Below are 16,321 nucleotides of genomic sequence, written 5' to 3'. Positions count from 1 at the left end.
GGCCGCACGCATCAGCTGGCGGAGCCCTGCGCGAACTGCTGCTGGATGGCCTGGCGGATCGCCGGGAAGTCCGGCTTCTGCGAGTTGAAGCGCGGCGGCACGATCTCGAGGTCGTCGATCGGCTGGTCCTTCGTCTTCAGCGCGAGCTGAGTGAAGGAGCCGAGCGTGCCGCGCGGGATGTCGGTCTTCACGACCTGCGTGCCGGCCTGCGCGATGGCGTCGAACTTGGTGAGCACGTTGGCCGGGTCGAACTGCCGCACGACGGCCTGCTGCACCTCGCGCTGGCGCGTCATGCGGTCGTAGTCGCTGGCCTGATAGCGGGAGCGCGCGTACCAGAGGGCGTGGTAGCCGTCGAGCTTCTGCTGGCCGGGCTCGATCCACTCGGGGATGGGCACCGGACGGAACTTGTCGTCGTGGCCGGAGCCCATGCCGATGCGGCGCTTCACGTCGACGTCGATGCCGCCGAGCGCGTCGACCATGTCGGAGAAGCCCTGCATGTCGATGAGCACGTAGTACTGGATCGTGAGCCCGGTCACGCCCTGCACGGCCTCGCGCATGGCCTCGATGCCCGGCAGGCTGCCCTTCGCCTTCGCGTCCGGGTAGAGGTCCTGCTTGTAGACCTCGACCTCCGTGTAGATGGAGTTGAGCATGCAGGCGTCGACGTCGCAGTGCGTGTACCCCTTCGGGTAGCGCGCCGTGAGCGGCGACCCGTCGGAGAACGGCACGTCCTCCATGTCGCGCGGGAGGCCGACCATGGTGGCCCGGCCCGTGGCGGCGTCGATGCTGACCACGGTGATGCTGTCGGGGCGGAGGCCCGCCCGGTCGCTGCCCGCGTCGCCGCCGAGCAGCATGATGTTGTACCGGCCGTCGACGGGAGGCTCGCCGGCGTAGTCGCCGAAGATGCCGCCGAGGGCGCCGCGGCCGACGCCCACCACGTAGGCGGCGTACCCGGCGGACCCGGCGGTGCCCACCATCAGCAGCACGGAGAGGGCCGCGATGACCGGCCGGGCCCGCGGTGAGACGCGGATGATGCGCGCGAGCCGCAGGGTGTCGAGCGCGAGCACCACCCAGAGCACGGCGTAGGCCGCGAGCAGCACCTGCAGCGCGAGGAGCACCCACTCCTCGGACACCAGCTGGATCAGGGCACCGCGGGCGAAGAGCGCGAGGCCCGCGGCGACGACGCCGACCACCCAGACGACGAGCGTCGAGGCGAGCCCGACGCGGCCGAGCCGGCGGTTCCCCGCGAGCACCTGGGCGGATCCCGGGATGAGCACGTTCAGCACGACGAGCCACCAGGCCCGCGTGGTCATGATGCGCGGCGACGCGGTGTCCGGGTGCCGGATGGGCTGGGTGAGGCTCACGTGCGCCGCTGGACCTTCTGCTGCAGCGCGGCGTCCTTCTGCTCCACGAGCCCCGCCAGCTCCGTGCGGTGCCGCTCGAGGGCGTCGGCGATGCGCGCGTCCGTGGTGGAGAGGATGCGGGCGGCGAGGAGCCCCGCGTTCTCCGCGCCGCCGATGGACACGGTGGCCACGGGCACGCCGGCGGGCATCTGCACGATGGAGAGCAGCGAGTCCATGCCGTCGAGCGTCTTCAGCGGCACGGGCACGCCGATGACGGGCAGGGTCGTGACGGAGGCGAGCATGCCGGGCAGGTGGGCCGCGCCGCCCGCGCCCGCGACGATGACGCGGATGCCGCGCTCGCGCGCGGCCTGGCCGTAGGCGATCATCCGCTCGGGCGTGCGGTGGGCCGAGAGCACCTGGACCTCGTGGGCGATGCCGAGCGCGTGGAGGGCGTCGGACGCCTTCTCCATCACGTTCCAGTCGGAGTCGGAGCCCATGACGAGGCCGACGAGGGGCGAGGTGTCGGGATTCACGGGCTCCATGCTAGGCGCGCGATGCTGGGCGCCCCGTCGCGCCACGCAGCCGCGCGCGTCGCGGATCCCCCGCGGACGGACGCCCCGTGCGCTCGCGGCGGACGCCCCCGCCCGTCCCCGTCAGCCGCGGAAGAAGGCCGCCGCCGCCCGCGCCCGGTACGCGACCTCGTCGAGGTCGTCACCCACCACCGTGACGTGCCCGACCTTGCGGCCCGGGCGCGGCTCCTTGCCGTAGAAGTGGAACCGCGCCTCCGGCTGGTCGGCGAGCGCCTGCGGGTAGCGGTCGGCGATGGTGCCCGTCTCCGGCCCGCCGAGCACGTTGATCATGACCGACCACGGCGCGAGCGGCCGGGGTGACCCGAGCGGCAGGTCGAGCACGGCGCGCAGGTGCTGCTCGAACTGGCCCGTGACGGCGCCGTCCATCGACCAGTGGCCCGTGTTGTGCGGCCGCATCGCGAGCTCGTTGACGAGGAGGCGGCCGTCGACCGTCTCGAACAGCTCGACCGCGAGCACGCCCGTGACGCCCAGGCCCTCGGCGATGCCGCGCGCCATCTCCTCGGCGGCCTCGCGGAGGCGGGGCGTCGCGCCGTGGGCGGGCGCGATGACCTCCGCGCAGACGCCGTCGCGCTGGATGGACTCGACCACCGGCCACGCCACGATGTCGCCGGACGGGCGACGCGCGACGGACTGGGCGAGCTCGCGCGCGTAGTCCACGAGCTCCTCCGCGAGCAGCGCGTCGCCGGCGTCGAGGGCCTGGAACCAGTCGTCGGCGTCGTCGGCCGAGCGCACGACCCGCACGCCCTTGCCGTCGTAGCCGCCGCGCGGCGTCTTCACGACCGCGACGCCGCCGTTGTCCGCGAGGAACGCGGCGAGCGCGTCCCGGTCGGCGACCCGCGCCCAGACGGGGACGGGCACGCCGAGCTGCTCGAGCCGCTCGCGCATCAGCAGCTTGTCCTGCGCGACGAGGAGGGCGTCCGGCCCCGGGTGCACCGCCACGCCCTCGGCGACGAGCGCGCGCAGCACGTGCTGCGGGACGTGCTCGTGGTCGAAGGTGATCACGTCCACCTCGCGCGCGAAGGCGCGGACCGCGTCGAGGTCGCGGTGGTCGCCGACGGCGGTGGCGGCGAGGCCGGCGGACATGCCCTCGGCCTCGGCGAGCACGCGGATCCCGATGCCGAGCTCCACGGCGGGCGCGATCATCATGCGGGCGAGCTGCCCGCCTCCGACGACTCCGACGGTGGGCGTCATGGTGTCCTCCTCCAGGTGGGTGGGTGCGGCGCGCGGATGCGGCACGGCGACGGGCGCGGACGACCGGCGTCCCCGGCCGTCGCGCCACCGCACATCCTCCCGCATCGCGGTCGGGCCCGCAGCGCGCACGCGCCTCCGCGATCGTGCGGCGGCGTCGCCTCAGCCGCGCTCCCAGGGCGCGGTGTCGTCGCCCCACGGCGCCCGGCCGTCGTCCTGCTGCCGCCACATCGGATCCCCGGGTCGGCCGCGTCGCGACTCCTCCTGGCGACGGCGCTCCGCCACCATGTTCGCGTTCTCCTCCATGAGGTCCTGCAGCGCCTGCACCACCAGGTGCGCGGACGGGACGTCGCGCAGCACGACGGGCGACTCGAGGCCCGCGTTGACGGTGACGTTCCCGCTGCGGTGCAGGTGCTGGAGCGGTCCGCGGCGGAGGGTCACGTCGTATCCGCGCGAGTGCAGGAGCTCCTGGCGGGTGCGCACGAAGAAGCCGTGGGAGATGATCAGGCGCCGGGTCGTCACCGTGTACCGGCGGTTGAGCCACACGAGCACGGGCAGCAGCGTCACGAACACCGCGACGCCCGCGAGCGACACGAGCAGCAGCACGTTCTCCCACGGCTCCGGGAACCACGCGCCGAAGTAGCCGGCCGTGAGGCAGATGGCGATGAGCAGCAGCACGGGGAGCGTCAGCGCCCGGCCGTGCGGCCGCAGCCGCACGAGCACGCGCTCGGGCTCCGCCGTCGGGATCTGCTGGGTCGGCGCGGCGGGCGGGGCGACGGGACGGCCGACGCGCGGATCCACGTCGTGGACGCCCGTCAGACGACCGGCCTCCTCCTCGGCCAGGCGCTCGCGCTCCGCCTTCTCGGCCTTGCGCCGGGCCCGGCGTCCGCCGCGGACGGGCAGCGCCCGACCGCCCTCCCCGGGTGCGTACCGCTGCGTGTCACCCGTGTGCGCCATGCCTCATTGATACCGCAGATGCGTCACGTCCCCCGCGGCGACAGACGTCACGGCCGGATCCCGGGCCGACTCGACGGTGAGCCGACCGTGGTCGTCCACCCCCGTCGCCCGGCCGAGGAGCTCGCCGCCGCCCGGCAGCTCGACGCGCACGTCGCGGCCGATGGTCGCGCACGTGCGCGCGAGCTCCTCCGCGAGGCCGGCGGCGCGCGCGTCGCCGCCCGCCCGCTCCCACGCCGCACGGCGCGCGCCGAAGGCCCGGAGGAACGCTGCGAGGATCGCGTCCGCGTCCGGCTCGGCGACGCCCGAGAGCCGCAGGGACGTGGAGGTGCGCGTGGGCAGCTCGTCCTCCTCGAGCGTCAGGTTGAGTCCCGTCCCGAGCGCGTAGCGGCCGGGCGACACGAGCTCGCCGAGGATCCCGGAGACCTTGCGCCCATCGACGTGCACGTCGTTCGGCCACTTGAGCGTCACCACGGCGGGCGCCGGCACGACCGCGCGCAGCGTCTCGACGAGCGCGAGCCCGGCCATGAGCGGCAGCCAGCCCGGGTCGAGCTCGGCGCGCGCGGGAGCGCAGAGGACGCTCACGGCCAGCGTCCGGCCGGGCGGCGCGACCCAGACGCGCCCCCGGCGTCCGCGGCCCGCGGTCTGATCGAGCGTGACGACGACGGACCCGTCGGGCCACGCCGACGGATCGCCCGCGGCCCGCCGCGTCAGCTCGTCGTTGGTGGATCCCGCGGTGTCGAGGGCGAGGAGCCGCGGGGCGGCGAGGCGGCTGAGCGGGAGGTCCATGCGGTCACCGTACCGAGCGCCGAGCAGGAGGAGACCGCACCCCCGGCGCGCGACCTTCTGTGCACTCCCCACAAGGGCCGCGCCCCGACCCGCCGGTACAGTGAGGCGGGTGACTGCACACGAGCCAGACGAGGGCGCCGCCGCCCCGGACATGTACACGACCGCCGGGAAGCTCGCCGACCTGAAGAGGCGCTACCACGAGGCCGTCACCGCGAGCGGCGAGGCCGCCATCGAGAAGCAGCACGCGCGCGGCAAGATGACCGCCCGCGAGCGCATCGACCAGCTGCTCGACCACGGGTCGTTCGTGGAGCTCGACGAGTTCGTGCGCCACCGCACGCACGCGTTCGGCATGGACGCGAAGCGGCCGTACGGCGACTCCGTCGTCACGGGCACGGGCACCGTCAACGGGCGCCAGGTCGCCGTCTACTCGCAGGACTTCACGATCTTCGGCGGCTCGCTCGGCGAGGTCGCGGGCGAGAAGATCATCAAGGTCATGGAGCTCGCCATCAAGACGGGCGTGCCCATCATCGGCATCCTCGACTCGGGCGGCGCGCGCATCCAGGAGGGCGTGGTCGCGCTCGGCAAGTACGGCGAGATCTTCCGCCTGAACACCCGCGCGTCGGGCGTCATCCCGCAGATCTCGCTCATCATGGGCCCGGCGGCGGGCGGCGCCGTCTACTCCCCCGCGCTCACCGACTTCGTGATCATGGTCGACAAGACCAGCCACATGTTCGTCACCGGCCCCGACGTGATCAAGACCGTCACGGGCGAGGAGGTCGGCTTCGAGGAGCTCGGCGGCGCACTCACGCACAACCGCGTCTCAGGCGTCTCCCACTACCTCGCGAGCGACGAGGACGACGCGCTCGACTACGCGCGCACCCTCCTCGGCTTCCTGCCGGACAACAACCTCGCCGAGCTGCCGGAGTTCCCGCGCACGGCCGACCTCGAGATCACGGCCCGCGACCTCGAGCTCGACACGATCATCCCGGACAGCCCGAACCAGCCGTACGACATGAGGACGATCATCGAGCTCATCGTCGACGACGGCGAGTTCCTCGAGACGCAGCCGCTCTTCGCGCCGAACATCATCGTCGGCTTCGCCCGCGTCGAGGGACGCTCGGTCGGCATCGTCGCGAACCAGCCGAACGCGATGGCGGGCACGCTCAACATCGAGGCGGGCGAGAAGGCCAGCCGGTTCGTGCGCTTCTGCGACGCGTTCTCCATCCCGATCCTCACGCTCGTCGACGTGCCCGGCTACCTTCCCGGCACCGACCAGGAGTGGACGGGCGTCATCCGCCGCGGCGCGAAGCTCCTCTACGCGTACGCCGAGGCGACCGTGCCGCTCGTCACCGTCATCACGCGGAAGGCCTACGGCGGCGCCTACATCGTCATGGGCTCCAAGCAGCTCGGCGCCGACATCAATCTCGCGTGGCCGACGGCCGAGATCGCGGTGATGGGCGGCCAGGGCGCCGTCAACATCCTCTACCGCGGCGAGATCAAGCGCGCCGAGGCCGCGGGCGAGGACGTCGCCGCCGTGCGCACGCGCCTCGCGAACGAGTACACGTACAACGTCGCGAGCCCGTTCCTCGCGGCCGAGCGCGGCGAGCTCGACAACGTGATCCAGCCGGCCGCCACGCGCGCGTCGGTCGTCAAGGCGCTCCGCGCGCTGCGCACCAAGCGCGCGAGCCTGCCGCCCAAGAAGCACGGGAACATCCCGCTGTGAGCGACGCGCGCGACTCCTCCGGTGCCGGATCCCCCGCGGCCCGGCCGGTCGGCGGCGGCCTCCGGGTGCTCGGCGGGTCCCCCACGGCGGAGGAGCTCGCGGCCGCGACCGCGGTGCTCGCCGCCCTCGCGGCCGGCCCCGCCGTCGAGCAGTCCGCCCGGCGGGCGCCCGACGCCTGGCAGCGGTCCCAGCGCACGGTCCGCGGCACCCTGGTGCCGGGGGCCGGTCGCTGGCGCGGCTTCTCCGGCTGATCGGCCCGATCCGACCGGACCTCGTGCGGGCGCGCGTGTCCTCGGAAATGACGACTTGGCCGGTCCCTCCCGCTCCGTGAGACTCGTCGTGCTGGGGGGCCCGGATCCCGGGTCGCGCAACAGGGCGTCGTCCAACTGTGGTGAGCGGACGACGCCCGGGGGCGGATCATCCTGGTGCTCGGGTCATCGGGATGACCGGAGAGGCGCGGAGGCGTCCGGTGGATCACCGGCCTCCGCGTCTCTCAGCGCCCGGACCCGGACGCCGCCCCTCCGACCGTCCCGGTCGACCGCGGGTCAGGGGCGCGGGCGCGGGATCTCGAGCCAGAGGTCGACCTCGTCGTCGAGGTCCTCGCTGCCGAGCAGGCTCGCGCTGCCGTCCCCGGCGACGCTGAGGCCGACGACCGTCACGGCGGTGTCGGATCCCTCGGGCACCGTCCGCGCGATGATCTTGTCCGCGCGCGTGTCCCGCACCGCCTCCGCGAGCCGGTCGAGCACGACGTCGCGCGTGGCGTCGTCGAGGTCGTCGATGCCGCCCTCGTCGAGGAGCGTGACGACCGTCCCCCGGCGGCGGGCGAGCATCACCTCCTCCCGCACGGCGTCGTTGAGGAGCGTGCGTCCGCGGATCTCGTCGCGGATCGCGCCCTCGAGGTAGAGGCACTCCTGCCGCTCCTCGGGCGACAGGTCGCCCCCGGTCTCGACGATGCGTCGGAGCATCGGGACCGCCATGCGGCTTGTCTGCCGGAGACGGAACTGCCGCTCGTAGAGGTGCGCCTCCTGCGCGGCCTGCCAGTCGGCGGCCTCCCGCTCGGCACGGTGGAACTGCCGCGCATCCCGGGCGGCCTTGGACAGGGCGTGCGCGAGGACGTGCGAGACGGCCACCCACAGCGCGCTGCCCGTGACGCCGTAGTCGACGAGCCCGCCCGGCCCCGCCCAGAGCACCGTCTGGATCGCGAGCACCAGGACGCCGGCCCAGGCGAACCCCTGCCGGCGGCGCGCGGACGTGATCGTCATCAGCGTGCCCACGGCCGCGATGTGCCAGGTCGAGAAGGGCGGCGTCGCCCCGGCGGTGAGCTGGCTGGTGACGAGGATGGGCATGACGATGGCGACCGCGAGGTTGAAGGCCGCGAGCCAGGCCGGCATGACCGTGGGGCTCCTCGGCCAGAGGCTCATGCCGGTGGCGACCACGTAGAGGGCGATCGCGAGCACGGTGATGGCCGGATCCGCCGGGGCCGCGATGGCGACGAGCCCGAGGATCACGTGGTACGCGGAGAACAGCGCCGCGAGGCCCAGGATGATGGAGCGCGGCACGACGATCACCGGGCGCTCCCCTCGCCGTCGACCGGGGCCTCGCCGGGCGCCGGGCCGTCCGCGACCCGGGGCACCGCTCCGGGACCCGCTCCGGGACCCGCTCCGTCGCCGGGCGCTGGCCACCGGATGCGCACGGCGGTGCCCTCGCCCGGCGCCGAGTCGATCGTGACGACGCCGCCCGCCTGCGCCACGCGCTCCTTGATGGAGACGCGGAGGCCGAGGCGCTCGGTGGGGATGCGCCGCTGGTCGAAGCCGGCCCCGTCGTCGATGACGTCGATGGCGACGCCCTGCTCGCCGTGGCCCGCGATCACGAGGCGGCGCGTGATGGACTCGGCCGACGTGCCCGCGTGCTGGAGGCTGTTCATCATGGCCTGCACCGCCGCCGAGTAGATGGCCTCCGCCGTCGCGACGGGCACGGTGCGCGTGCCGAGGTCGCGCGTCTCGAGCACGAAGGGCGCGGACAGCGCCGATGCGGCGTCGACGATGCGCTTCGCCACGGCGCGCAGCGGGACCGCGGCGTCCTCGTCGGTGCCCTGCTCGGCGGCCGCGAGGTGGCCCATGGCGTTGGCGGCCATGACGGCGGCGAGCTCGCGGCCGGCCGGATCCCCGGTGCGCGCCGCGGAGAGCAGGGTCGTGAGCACGCTGTCGTGCACGATCGCGTCGACCTGCACGCGCTCGACCTCCGTCGCGTGCTGCCGGACGGCGTGCGAGTAGCGCGTGAGGGCCGTGCCCTGCGCCCAATCCACGCCGAGGGCCGCCTGCCGGAGCACGGTCACGAGCATGAGGACCGACCCGCCCAGGATGATCGAGTAGAGCGCCTGCAGGAACGAGTCCATGGGCGTCACGCCGCCGTGGCGCACGAGCACCTCGAGGACGCTGAGCAGCAGCGGCGCGGCGACCGTGTAGATCACCGCGATCCACAGCCGGAACGCCATCGCGGCGCACGTCGTCGCGACCGTGAGCTCCTGGTAGAGGAACGGCTGCGGGATGGCCGCGTAGGTGGCCGGCTCGATGGCGAGGGGCCACGTGACGAGGCCCGCGACGAACACGACGGCCACCGTCGCGTGCGCCGGCACCACGCCGCGGCGGATCACGCCGGCGACGCAGGTCCAGACGAGGCCGCCGAAGAAGAGCGTGAGGAAGACCGCGCTCCACGCGGGCCGCATGCCGTCGAGCTGCTCGACGATCACCTGCACGGACTGCAGCGCGAAGAGGAGGCCGAAGGCGCCGGCGCCGCGGCCGAGGATCGTCTCGATGCGGGCGAGGCTGATGGGGTTGTCGGGCGTGCGCGGCGGCTCGCCGGCGCGGGCGCGCGTCACGGGTGCCGCGTTCAGCGGCGCGCTGGCCGGTGGGCTAGCGGGCATCGCCGCCGTCCTGGTCCAGCCCCGGGAGGATGCCGTCCTCCACGGCGCGGCGCAGGAGGTCGACCTTGGTGGGCGCGGGGCGTCCGACCTCGACGTACTTCACGCGGATCCGGTCGAGGTACTCCCGGGCCGTGCTGTTCGCGATGCCGAGCTGCTGCGCCACGAGCTTGAGCGGCAGGCCGGAGGCGTAGAGGTGGAGCACGTCGCGCTCGCGGCGGCCGAGCTGCGCCTTCGCGAAGTCCCGGTCGGCGTCGATCGCGGTGGCCCACTCGAGGTTGTTGAGCACGTCGCCGCGCGCGACGGTGGCGACCGCGGCCATGACGGTCTGCGTGGCGGACGACTTCGGGATCACGCCCGCGGCACCGGCGGCGAGCGCCTCGCGGACGCTCGCGACGCGGTCGGCGATGCTGTGGACGAGCACCGCGGCGCCCGTGCCCTGGGCGGCCTTGACGTTGTCGGTCACCGACGAGCCGTCGCCGAGCGACAGGTCGAGGACGACCACGTCGCACTCGCGGCCGACGAGGCCCTCGACGAGCTCGCGGGCGTTGGCGGCGGCGAGGATGAACTCGTAGCCGGCGTCGAGGCACGCGGCCTTGAGGCCGAGGCGCACCGACTCGTGGTCGTCGACGACGGCGACGCGCACGGGAGGCCGCGCCTCGGAAGCGGGAGCGGATCCCTGCGTGGTCTCGGTCATCCGGATCCCCCTCGTCGCGTGCCCGCCGGCGTGCGCCCGCGATCCCCTCGCCCACTGTAACGCCCAGCACCGCGGCCGCCGGATGCCCGGAGGCGTCGAGGATCAGGACGCGGCGGGCACCAGCACGGCCACGCTCTCGACGTGGTGCGTGTGCGGGAAGAGGTCGAAGGAGCGCACCGAGCGGAGCTCGTAGCCGCCCTCCGCGAAGAGCGCCACGTCGCGGGCGAGGGCCACCGGGTCGCACGCCACGTACACGACCTGCGCCGGGTGCAGGTCGACGATCGCGTCCACCACGGGCTTCTTCGCGCCCGCGCGCGGCGGGTCGAGCACGACGGTGGCGCCCTGGAGCCGGCGTCGCTCGGCGGGGCTCGCCTCGCGGACGAGCTTCTGCAGGTACCGGTCGACGCGCGCGGTGAGCGACGCGGCGCCCACCCACTCGGCGAGGTTGTCGCCCGCGAACTCGGTGGCGACCTCGTCGCTCTCCACGCTGGTGATGCGCACGGTGTCGCCGAAGCGGTCGCCCACGGCGGCGGCCAGCAGGCCGACCCCGCCGTAGAGGTCGAGGTTGGCGGCGCGCGGGTCGAACAGGGCCTCGTCGATGGAGGACTGCACGGCGTCGTACAGGGTCTCGGCCGCACGGCGGTGCACCTGCCAGAAGCCGCCCGCCTCCAGCTTGAACTCGCGGTCGCGGACGCGCTCGGTGATGGTGTCGCGGCGCTGCGGCTTGCCGTCGATGAGCAGCATGCGCACGTGCCCCTCGGCGGGCGCCACGAGGTCGACGCCCTCGACGCCGGGGAAGCGCTGGCCGAAGGGCGCCGCGCCGTTCACGCCCTCCGTCGCGAGCGGGAGGGACTGCACGGGGATGACGCGGTGCGAGCGGGAGGCGTACGGGCCCACGCGGCCGTCGTCGTCGACGTGCAGGCTGACGCGCGTGCGCCAGCCGAGGCCGCCCGCCTCGTCGTCGCCGGGGAGCGCCTCGACCTCGACCTCGCGCTCGACGCGGGCCATGCGGGAGAGGGAGTCGACGACGACCTGGCGCTTCAGCTCGCGCTGGTGGGCGAGGTCGATGTGGCCGAGCTCGGCGCCGCCGACCCGGTCCTCGGGCGCGCGGTCGACGGAGGCCTCGGCCCACACGTGGGGGCGGCGGTGCGGGGAGGCGTCGAGCACCTCGACCGTGTCGGCGCGCCAGAACGACTTCTTCGAGTCCTCCGTGATGCGCGCGCGCACCCGCTCGCCCGGGATCGCGTCCGAGACGAAGACCACCCGCCCGTCGTGCCTGGCGACGGAGACTCCCCCGTGCGCGATGTTGGTCACGTCCACCTCGACCTCGCGGCCCACCTGCTCACCCATGCGGCAACCCTGACACACGCGGGCGCCCCCGTCCGACGGAGCGGGCACCGCGGCACCCCGACCGCGCATGCCACGATGATCCGATGACGACGCGCCTGCACCTCGCCTCCACGTCCCCCGCCCGCCTGGCCCTGCTGCGATCGGCCGGCATCGAGCCCGTCGTCCTGCCGTCCGACGTGGACGAGCCCGCCGCCGTCGCCGCCGCGGAGGCGGATCGCGGGCCGCTCGGACCGGAGGAGATGGTGCAGCTGCTCGCGCGCGCCAAGGCCGAGGCCGTCGTGGGCCAGCTCGTCGCGGGGGCGCCCCTGACCGGCCTCGTGCTCGGCGGCGACTCCGCGTTCGAGGTCGACGGCGTCGTGCACGGCAAGCCGCACACGCCGGAGCGCGCCACCGAGCGCTGGCGGGCGCAGCGTGGCCGGGAGGGCCGCCTCCACTCCGGGCACTGGCTGATCGAGGCGGTCGACGGCCGCATCGTCCGCGGCGTCGGCCGCGCCGCGGTCGCCGACGTGCGCTTCCGCGACGACATCGACGACGCCGAGATCGACGCCTACGTCGCCACGGGCGAGCCGCTGCTGGTGGCGGGCTCGTTCACCATCGACAGCCTGGGCGCCGCGTTCATCGAGCGGATCCAGGGCGACCCGAGCACGGTCGTCGGCCTGTCGCTCCCCACCCTGCGCGCGCTGGTGCGGGAGCTCGACGTGGCCTGGCCGGACCTCTGGAACCGCCAGGGCGCCGTCGAGGCGCGCCTGCTCGGAGCCGACCCCGTCTGATCCGGCGGGCGGGTCGGCGCCTGCGGGACGACCTCAGCCCATCCCGAGCACCTCGATGCGGTCGGCGAGATACGCCGCCAGCGGCCGGGTCTCGTGCGCGTTCGGGCCCCACTGCACGCGCAGCTCGCGTCCGCGGAGGGAGAGCGGGCCGGATCCGCGCGCGAGCGACGCGGCGTCGAGCGCGATGGGCTCCCAGTCGTAGTCGACCGCGTCGCCCTCCGCGAAGGACCGCACGGCCTGGCGCCTGGCCTCCTTGCGCGCCTCGACGCCCGAGTCGAGGCCCTGCGAGCGCGTCGGCTCGACCGCCCGGGTGATGCTGCCGGTGCGGCGCAGCGACCCGTCGGCTGACAGGAGCAGCACGCCGAGCCGCCATGCGCGGCCGACCGGGACCATCGCGGGCTGCCGCTTGATGGGGCCGAAGGAGCGCTTGGCGCGCACCTCGGCGAGCGCCTCGTCCGGGGACCGGCGGGCCTGCAGCTCGGCCACCGTGCGGGCGAGGAGGTCGGCGAGGTCGGCCGCGGCGGCCCGCGCGTCGTCGTCGCCGGTGCCGGATGCGGTCATGCCTCGATCATGCCAGGGCCCGGATCGCGCACGCCGTTTGTCGACGCGCGCACCCCGACGGCCCGCATGTCTGTGGCGACCCTCCGGAGCCGGGCCGATCCCAGACCCTAGGCTGGGGTCCCATGACGCGTGTGAACAAGGTCCTGATCGCCAACCGAGGCGAGATCGCCGTCCGCATCATCCGAGCGGCGAGGGACGCGGGGATCGGCTCGGTCGCCGTCTACGCCGACCAGGACCGCGACGCGCTGCACGTCACGCTCGCCGACGAGGCGTACGCCCTCGACGGGCAGACGAGCGCGGACACCTACCTCGTCATCGCGAAGCTCCTCTCCGTCGCGCGCCGCTCGGGCGCCGACGCGGTGCACCCCGGCTACGGCTTCCTCGCCGAGAACGCCGACTTCGCGCAGCAGGTCATCGACGCGGGGCTCATCTGGATCGGCCCGTCCCCGAGCGCCATCGAGCAGCTCGGCGACAAGGTCACCGCGCGGCACGTGGCCGAGCGCGTGGGCGCGCCGCTCGCGCCCGGCACGCTGAACCCGGTCGCCGGCGCCGCCGAGGTGCTCGACTTCGTCGACGTGCACGGCCTGCCGGTCGCCATCAAGGCGGCGTTCGGCGGCGGCGGCCGCGGCCTCAAGGTCGCCCGCACCCGCGAGGAGGTGCCGGAGCTGTTCGAGTCCGCCACCCGCGAGGCCGTCGCGGCGTTCGGCCGCGGCGAGTGCTTCGTCGAGAAGTACCTCGACCGCCCGCGCCACGTCGAGACCCAGTGCCTCGCCGACAGCGCGGGCACCGTCGTCGTGATCTCGACCCGCGACTGCTCGCTCCAGCGCCGCCACCAGAAGCTCGTCGAGGAGGCGCCCGCGCCGTTCCTCACCGACGAGCAGAACGCCCAGCTCTACGCGGCGTCGAAAGCGATCCTCCGCGAGGTGGGCTACGTCGGCGCCGGCACGTGCGAGTTCCTCGTCGCGCAGGACGGCACCATCTCCTTCCTCGAGGTCAACACGCGCCTGCAGGTGGAGCACTGCGTGTCCGAGGAGGTCACCGGGATCGACCTCGTGCGCGAGCAGTTCCGCATCGCCGCGGGCGGCCTCATCGACTACGACGACCCGGCGCCGCGCGGTCACTCGTTCGAGTTCCGCATCAACGGCGAGGACCCGGGCCGCGGCTTCTTCCCCGCGCCCGGCCCCGTGCACGTGTTCCAGGCTCCCGGCGGCCCCGGCGTGCGCGTCGACTCCGGCGTCCGCGCGGGCGACGAGATCTCCGGCGCCTTCGACTCGCTGCTCGCGAAGCTCATCGTCACGGGATCCAGCCGCGAGGACGCCCTCGAGCGCTCGCGTCGAGCGCTCGACGAGTTCGAGGTGCAGGGCCTGCCGACCGTGCTCCCCTTCCACCGTGCGATCGTGCGCGACCCCGCGTTCGCCCCCGCGGACGGGGCTCCGTTCTCCGTCTACACCCGGTGGATCGAGACCGACTTCGACAACACCATCGAGCCGTGGTCCGGCGCGCTGGCGGACGCCGCCGAGGCGCCCGCGCGGCACACCGTCGTGGTCGAGGTCGGCGGCAAGCGCATCGAGGTGAGCCTCCCCGAGGACCTCGCGCCCGCCGCGGGCGCGTCCTCGTCCCGTCGCGCTGCCGCAGCCCCCGCCCGGCGCAAGCAGGCCGGCGCGGTCGACACCTCGGGCGGCGGATCCGTCACCTCGCCCATGCAGGCCACCGTCGTCAAGCTCGCCGTCGAGGAGGGCCAGCAGGTCGTCAAGGGCGACCTCCTCGTCGTCCTCGAGGCCATGAAGATGGAGCAGCCGCTCACGGCGCACCGGGACGGCGCCGTCACCGGCCTCGCGGCCGAGGTCGGCCAGACCGTCCCGTCGGGGCACCGCCTGCTCGACATCGTCTGATCCCGCCGCGCGCGACGACGGCCGGTCCCCTCGGGGGCCGGCCGTCGTCGCATGTGGGCCGCGCGGCGCGGCCGGAGGGTCAGAGCACGATGTGCATCGCGCGCGCCGCGTCGGAGATGCTGCCCGACAGCGACGGGTAGACCGTGAAGGCGCGCGCCACGTCGTCGACCGTGAGCCGGTGCTCCACGGCGAGCGCGAGCGGGAAGATCAGCTCGCTCGCCTTGGGTGCCACGATGACGCCGCCGATGACCGTGCCGGAGCCGGTGCGCGCGAACAGCTTCACGAAGCCGTCCTTCACGTTCTGCATCTTCGCGCGGGGGTTCGAGGCGAGCGGCAGCTTGTAGATGTCGCCCTGCGCGAGCCCCTCCTCGATCTGCTTCTGCGACCAGCCGACCGTGGCGATCTCCGGCTGCGTGAAGATGTTCGACGTCACGTTGCGGAGCTCCGTGGGGCTGACCGCGTCGCCCATGGCGTGGTAGACCGCCGTGCGCCCCTGCATCGCCGCCACCGAGGCCAGCGGCAGGAACGTCGTGCAGTCGCCCGCGGCGTACACGCTCGGCACCGAGGTGCGCGCGACGCGGTTCACGCGGATGTGGCCGGAGTCGCTCATCTGCACGCCCGCCTCCTCGAGGCCGATCCCGGCGGTGTTGGGCACGGATCCGACCGCCATGAGGCAGTGGCTGCCCTCCACGACGCGGCCGTCGGAGAGCGTCGCGACGACGCGGTCGCCGTCGCGGACGACCGACTCGGCGCGGGACTTCGACAGCACGGTCATGCCGTTGCGCGTGAAGACGTCCTCGATGACGCGGGCGGCGTCGGCGTCCTCGCCGGGCAGCACCTGGTCGCGGGAGGAGATGAGCGTGACCTTGGCGCCGAGCGCCGTGTAGGCCGAGGCGAACTCGGCGCCCGTGACGCCGGATCCCACGACGATGAGGTGCTCGGGCACGCACTCCATCGTGTAGAGCTGGGTCCAGGTGAGGATCCGCTCGCCGTCGGGCCTGGCCGTCGGGAGGATGCGCGGGCTCGCGCCGGTGGAGATGACGGTCGTGTCCGCATCGATCTCGTCGAAGTCGGTGCCCGCGCCCCCGCGCCCCGTGGAGACGATGATGCGGTTCGGCCCGTCGAGGCGGCCCTCGCCCTGCACGATGCGGACACCCGCGCGGATGAGGCTCGACTTCATGTCCTCGGACTGCTGGCGCGCGAGGCGGAGGAGCCGGTCGTTGACGGCCTGCAGGTTGACGGCGACCTCGGGCCGCACGGGCCGGCGGGTCTGCTCGCCGCGGGAGAAGAACTGGACGCCCAGGTCGGCGGCCTCGCCGAGCGCGTTGGTGGCCTCCGCGGTCGCGATGAGGGTCTTCGAGGGGACGACGTCGGTCATCACGGCGGAGCCGCCCACGCCCACGCGCTCCACGAGCGTGACCTCGGCGCCGAGCTGGGCTCCGGCGATGGCGGCCTCGTATCCGCCCGGGCCCCCTCCGAGAATGGCGATCCTCTGGTTGGCCTCGAACTCGTATCCCATGCGCACATCATCCCGCAGGCCCCGGCCC

15 protein-coding genes are annotated in these 16,321 nt (G+C 74.1%); 4 read left to right on the top strand and 11 right to left on the bottom strand.

The genetic code is table 11. The annotated features are described in order from the left end of the window. Positions 1 to 11 precede the first annotated feature (11 nt). The 5 genes from PED38_RS00680 to PED38_RS00660 all read right to left on the bottom strand — a co-directional run bounded on the left by PED38_RS00680 (position 12) and on the right by PED38_RS00660 (position 4,861). Complete coding sequence (locus tag PED38_RS00680; protein WP_270979123.1) at positions 12 to 1,361, bottom strand: LCP family protein; 1,350 nt, start codon at positions 1,359 to 1,361, stop codon at positions 12 to 14. Continuing rightward, positions 1,358 to 1,882 carry a 5-(carboxyamino)imidazole ribonucleotide mutase gene (gene purE, locus PED38_RS00675; RefSeq protein WP_063071697.1) on the bottom strand — a complete coding sequence of 175 codons (525 nt, stop codon included), beginning with the start codon at positions 1,880 to 1,882 and terminating at the stop codon, positions 1,358 to 1,360. The genes PED38_RS00680 and purE overlap by 4 nt, the downstream gene beginning before the upstream one ends. Positions 1,883 to 1,993: 111 nt before the next feature. Next, positions 1,994 to 3,121: a 5-(carboxyamino)imidazole ribonucleotide synthase gene (locus PED38_RS00670; protein WP_270979120.1), complete on the bottom strand. Its 1,128-nt coding sequence runs from the start codon at positions 3,119 to 3,121 to the stop codon at positions 1,994 to 1,996. 159 nt (positions 3,122 to 3,280) lie between these two features. Next, positions 3,281 to 4,075 (bottom strand): PH domain-containing protein, encoded by a 795-nt coding sequence (locus PED38_RS00665; protein WP_270979119.1) that lies wholly within the window; start codon positions 4,073 to 4,075, stop codon positions 3,281 to 3,283. 3 nt (positions 4,076 to 4,078) lie between these two features. Then, positions 4,079 to 4,861 carry a biotin--[acetyl-CoA-carboxylase] ligase gene (locus PED38_RS00660; RefSeq protein ID WP_270979117.1) on the bottom strand — a complete coding sequence of 261 codons (783 nt, stop codon included), beginning with the start codon at positions 4,859 to 4,861 and terminating at the stop codon, positions 4,079 to 4,081. 151 nt (positions 4,862 to 5,012) lie between these two features. Here PED38_RS00660 and PED38_RS00655 point away from each other — a divergent pair, with 151 nt between their 5' ends. Beyond that, positions 5,013 to 6,584 (top strand): acyl-CoA carboxylase subunit beta, encoded by a 1,572-nt coding sequence (locus PED38_RS00655; RefSeq protein WP_270979436.1) that lies wholly within the window; start codon positions 5,013 to 5,015, stop codon positions 6,582 to 6,584. Further along, a complete protein-coding gene (locus tag PED38_RS00650; protein WP_063071693.1) occupies positions 6,581 to 6,835 on the top strand; it encodes an acyl-CoA carboxylase epsilon subunit in 255 nt (84 codons plus the stop codon). Before PED38_RS00655 ends, PED38_RS00650 begins: the two co-directional genes overlap by 4 nt. Before the next feature lie 294 nt (positions 6,836 to 7,129). Here PED38_RS00650 and PED38_RS00645 read toward each other — a convergent pair whose 3' ends face one another. The 4 genes from PED38_RS00645 to PED38_RS00630 all read right to left on the bottom strand — a co-directional run bounded on the left by PED38_RS00645 (position 7,130) and on the right by PED38_RS00630 (position 11,551). After that, positions 7,130 to 8,152, bottom strand: coding sequence for a hypothetical protein (locus PED38_RS00645; RefSeq protein ID WP_063071692.1), 1,023 nt, complete (start codon positions 8,150 to 8,152; stop codon positions 7,130 to 7,132). After that, on the bottom strand, positions 8,149 to 9,507 hold the full coding sequence (locus tag PED38_RS00640; protein ID WP_270979114.1) for a sensor histidine kinase: 1,359 nt from the start codon (positions 9,505 to 9,507) through the stop codon (positions 8,149 to 8,151). Before PED38_RS00640 ends, PED38_RS00645 begins: the two co-directional genes overlap by 4 nt. After that, a complete protein-coding gene (locus PED38_RS00635) occupies positions 9,497 to 10,201 on the bottom strand; it encodes a response regulator transcription factor (RefSeq protein WP_063071691.1) in 705 nt (234 codons plus the stop codon). The genes PED38_RS00640 and PED38_RS00635 overlap by 11 nt, the downstream gene beginning before the upstream one ends. Positions 10,202 to 10,303: 102 nt before the next feature. Continuing rightward, positions 10,304 to 11,551, bottom strand: coding sequence for a class I SAM-dependent RNA methyltransferase (locus PED38_RS00630; protein ID WP_063071690.1), 1,248 nt, complete (start codon positions 11,549 to 11,551; stop codon positions 10,304 to 10,306). 83 nt (positions 11,552 to 11,634) lie between these two features. On the opposite strand from PED38_RS00630, the gene PED38_RS00625 reads away from it, so the two are divergent. Continuing rightward, complete coding sequence (locus tag PED38_RS00625; protein ID WP_063071689.1) at positions 11,635 to 12,321, top strand: Maf family protein; 687 nt, start codon at positions 11,635 to 11,637, stop codon at positions 12,319 to 12,321. Positions 12,322 to 12,354: 33 nt separating this feature from the next. On the opposite strand, the gene PED38_RS00620 is transcribed toward PED38_RS00625, so the two are convergent. Beyond that, positions 12,355 to 12,882: a hypothetical protein gene (locus tag PED38_RS00620; protein WP_063071688.1), complete on the bottom strand. Its 528-nt coding sequence runs from the start codon at positions 12,880 to 12,882 to the stop codon at positions 12,355 to 12,357. Between the two features lie 122 nt (positions 12,883 to 13,004). Between PED38_RS00620 and PED38_RS00615 the strand changes: the two genes are divergently transcribed. Continuing rightward, positions 13,005 to 14,774, top strand: a complete 1,770-nt coding sequence (locus tag PED38_RS00615) for an acetyl/propionyl/methylcrotonyl-CoA carboxylase subunit alpha (protein ID WP_063071687.1) — start codon at positions 13,005 to 13,007, stop codon at positions 14,772 to 14,774. Positions 14,775 to 14,853: 79 nt separating this feature from the next. On the opposite strand, the gene PED38_RS00610 is transcribed toward PED38_RS00615, so the two are convergent. Then, positions 14,854 to 16,293 (bottom strand): NAD(P)H-quinone dehydrogenase, encoded by a 1,440-nt coding sequence (locus tag PED38_RS00610; RefSeq protein ID WP_063071686.1) that lies wholly within the window; start codon positions 16,291 to 16,293, stop codon positions 14,854 to 14,856. Positions 16,294 to 16,321: the final 28 nt, after the last annotated feature.

The sequence above is a fragment of the Clavibacter sp. CT19 genome (assembly GCF_027858075.1).
GTDB lineage: Bacteria > Actinomycetota > Actinomycetes > Actinomycetales > Microbacteriaceae > Clavibacter > Clavibacter tessellarius_A.
The sequence above is the reverse complement of the archived record's forward strand: the minus strand, read 5'-3'. Positions and strand labels throughout refer to the sequence as shown.

Excerpts from the sequence above, each read along its gene's own strand:
- purE (WP_063071697.1), bottom strand. The coding sequence starts at position 1,882 with ATGGAGCCCGTGAATCCCGACACCTCGCCCCTCGTCGGCCTCGTCATG.
- PED38_RS00670 (WP_270979120.1), bottom strand. The coding sequence starts at position 3,121 with ATGACGCCCACCGTCGGAGTCGTCGGAGGCGGGCAGCTCGCCCGCATG.
- PED38_RS00665 (WP_270979119.1), bottom strand. The coding sequence starts at position 4,075 with ATGGCGCACACGGGTGACACGCAGCGGTACGCACCCGGGGAGGGCGGT.
- PED38_RS00660 (WP_270979117.1), bottom strand. The coding sequence starts at position 4,861 with ATGGACCTCCCGCTCAGCCGCCTCGCCGCCCCGCGGCTCCTCGCCCTC.
- PED38_RS00655 (WP_270979436.1), top strand. The coding sequence starts at position 5,013 with ATGTACACGACCGCCGGGAAGCTCGCCGACCTGAAGAGGCGCTACCAC.
- PED38_RS00640 (WP_270979114.1), bottom strand. The coding sequence starts at position 9,507 with ATGCCCGCTAGCCCACCGGCCAGCGCGCCGCTGAACGCGGCACCCGTG.
- PED38_RS00635 (WP_063071691.1), bottom strand. The coding sequence starts at position 10,201 with ATGACCGAGACCACGCAGGGATCCGCTCCCGCTTCCGAGGCGCGGCCT.
- PED38_RS00630 (WP_063071690.1), bottom strand. The coding sequence starts at position 11,551 with ATGGGTGAGCAGGTGGGCCGCGAGGTCGAGGTGGACGTGACCAACATC.
- PED38_RS00625 (WP_063071689.1), top strand. The coding sequence starts at position 11,635 with ATGACGACGCGCCTGCACCTCGCCTCCACGTCCCCCGCCCGCCTGGCC.
- PED38_RS00620 (WP_063071688.1), bottom strand. The coding sequence starts at position 12,882 with ATGACCGCATCCGGCACCGGCGACGACGACGCGCGGGCCGCCGCGGCC.
- PED38_RS00615 (WP_063071687.1), top strand. The coding sequence starts at position 13,005 with ATGACGCGTGTGAACAAGGTCCTGATCGCCAACCGAGGCGAGATCGCC.
- PED38_RS00610 (WP_063071686.1), bottom strand. The coding sequence starts at position 16,293 with ATGGGATACGAGTTCGAGGCCAACCAGAGGATCGCCATTCTCGGAGGG.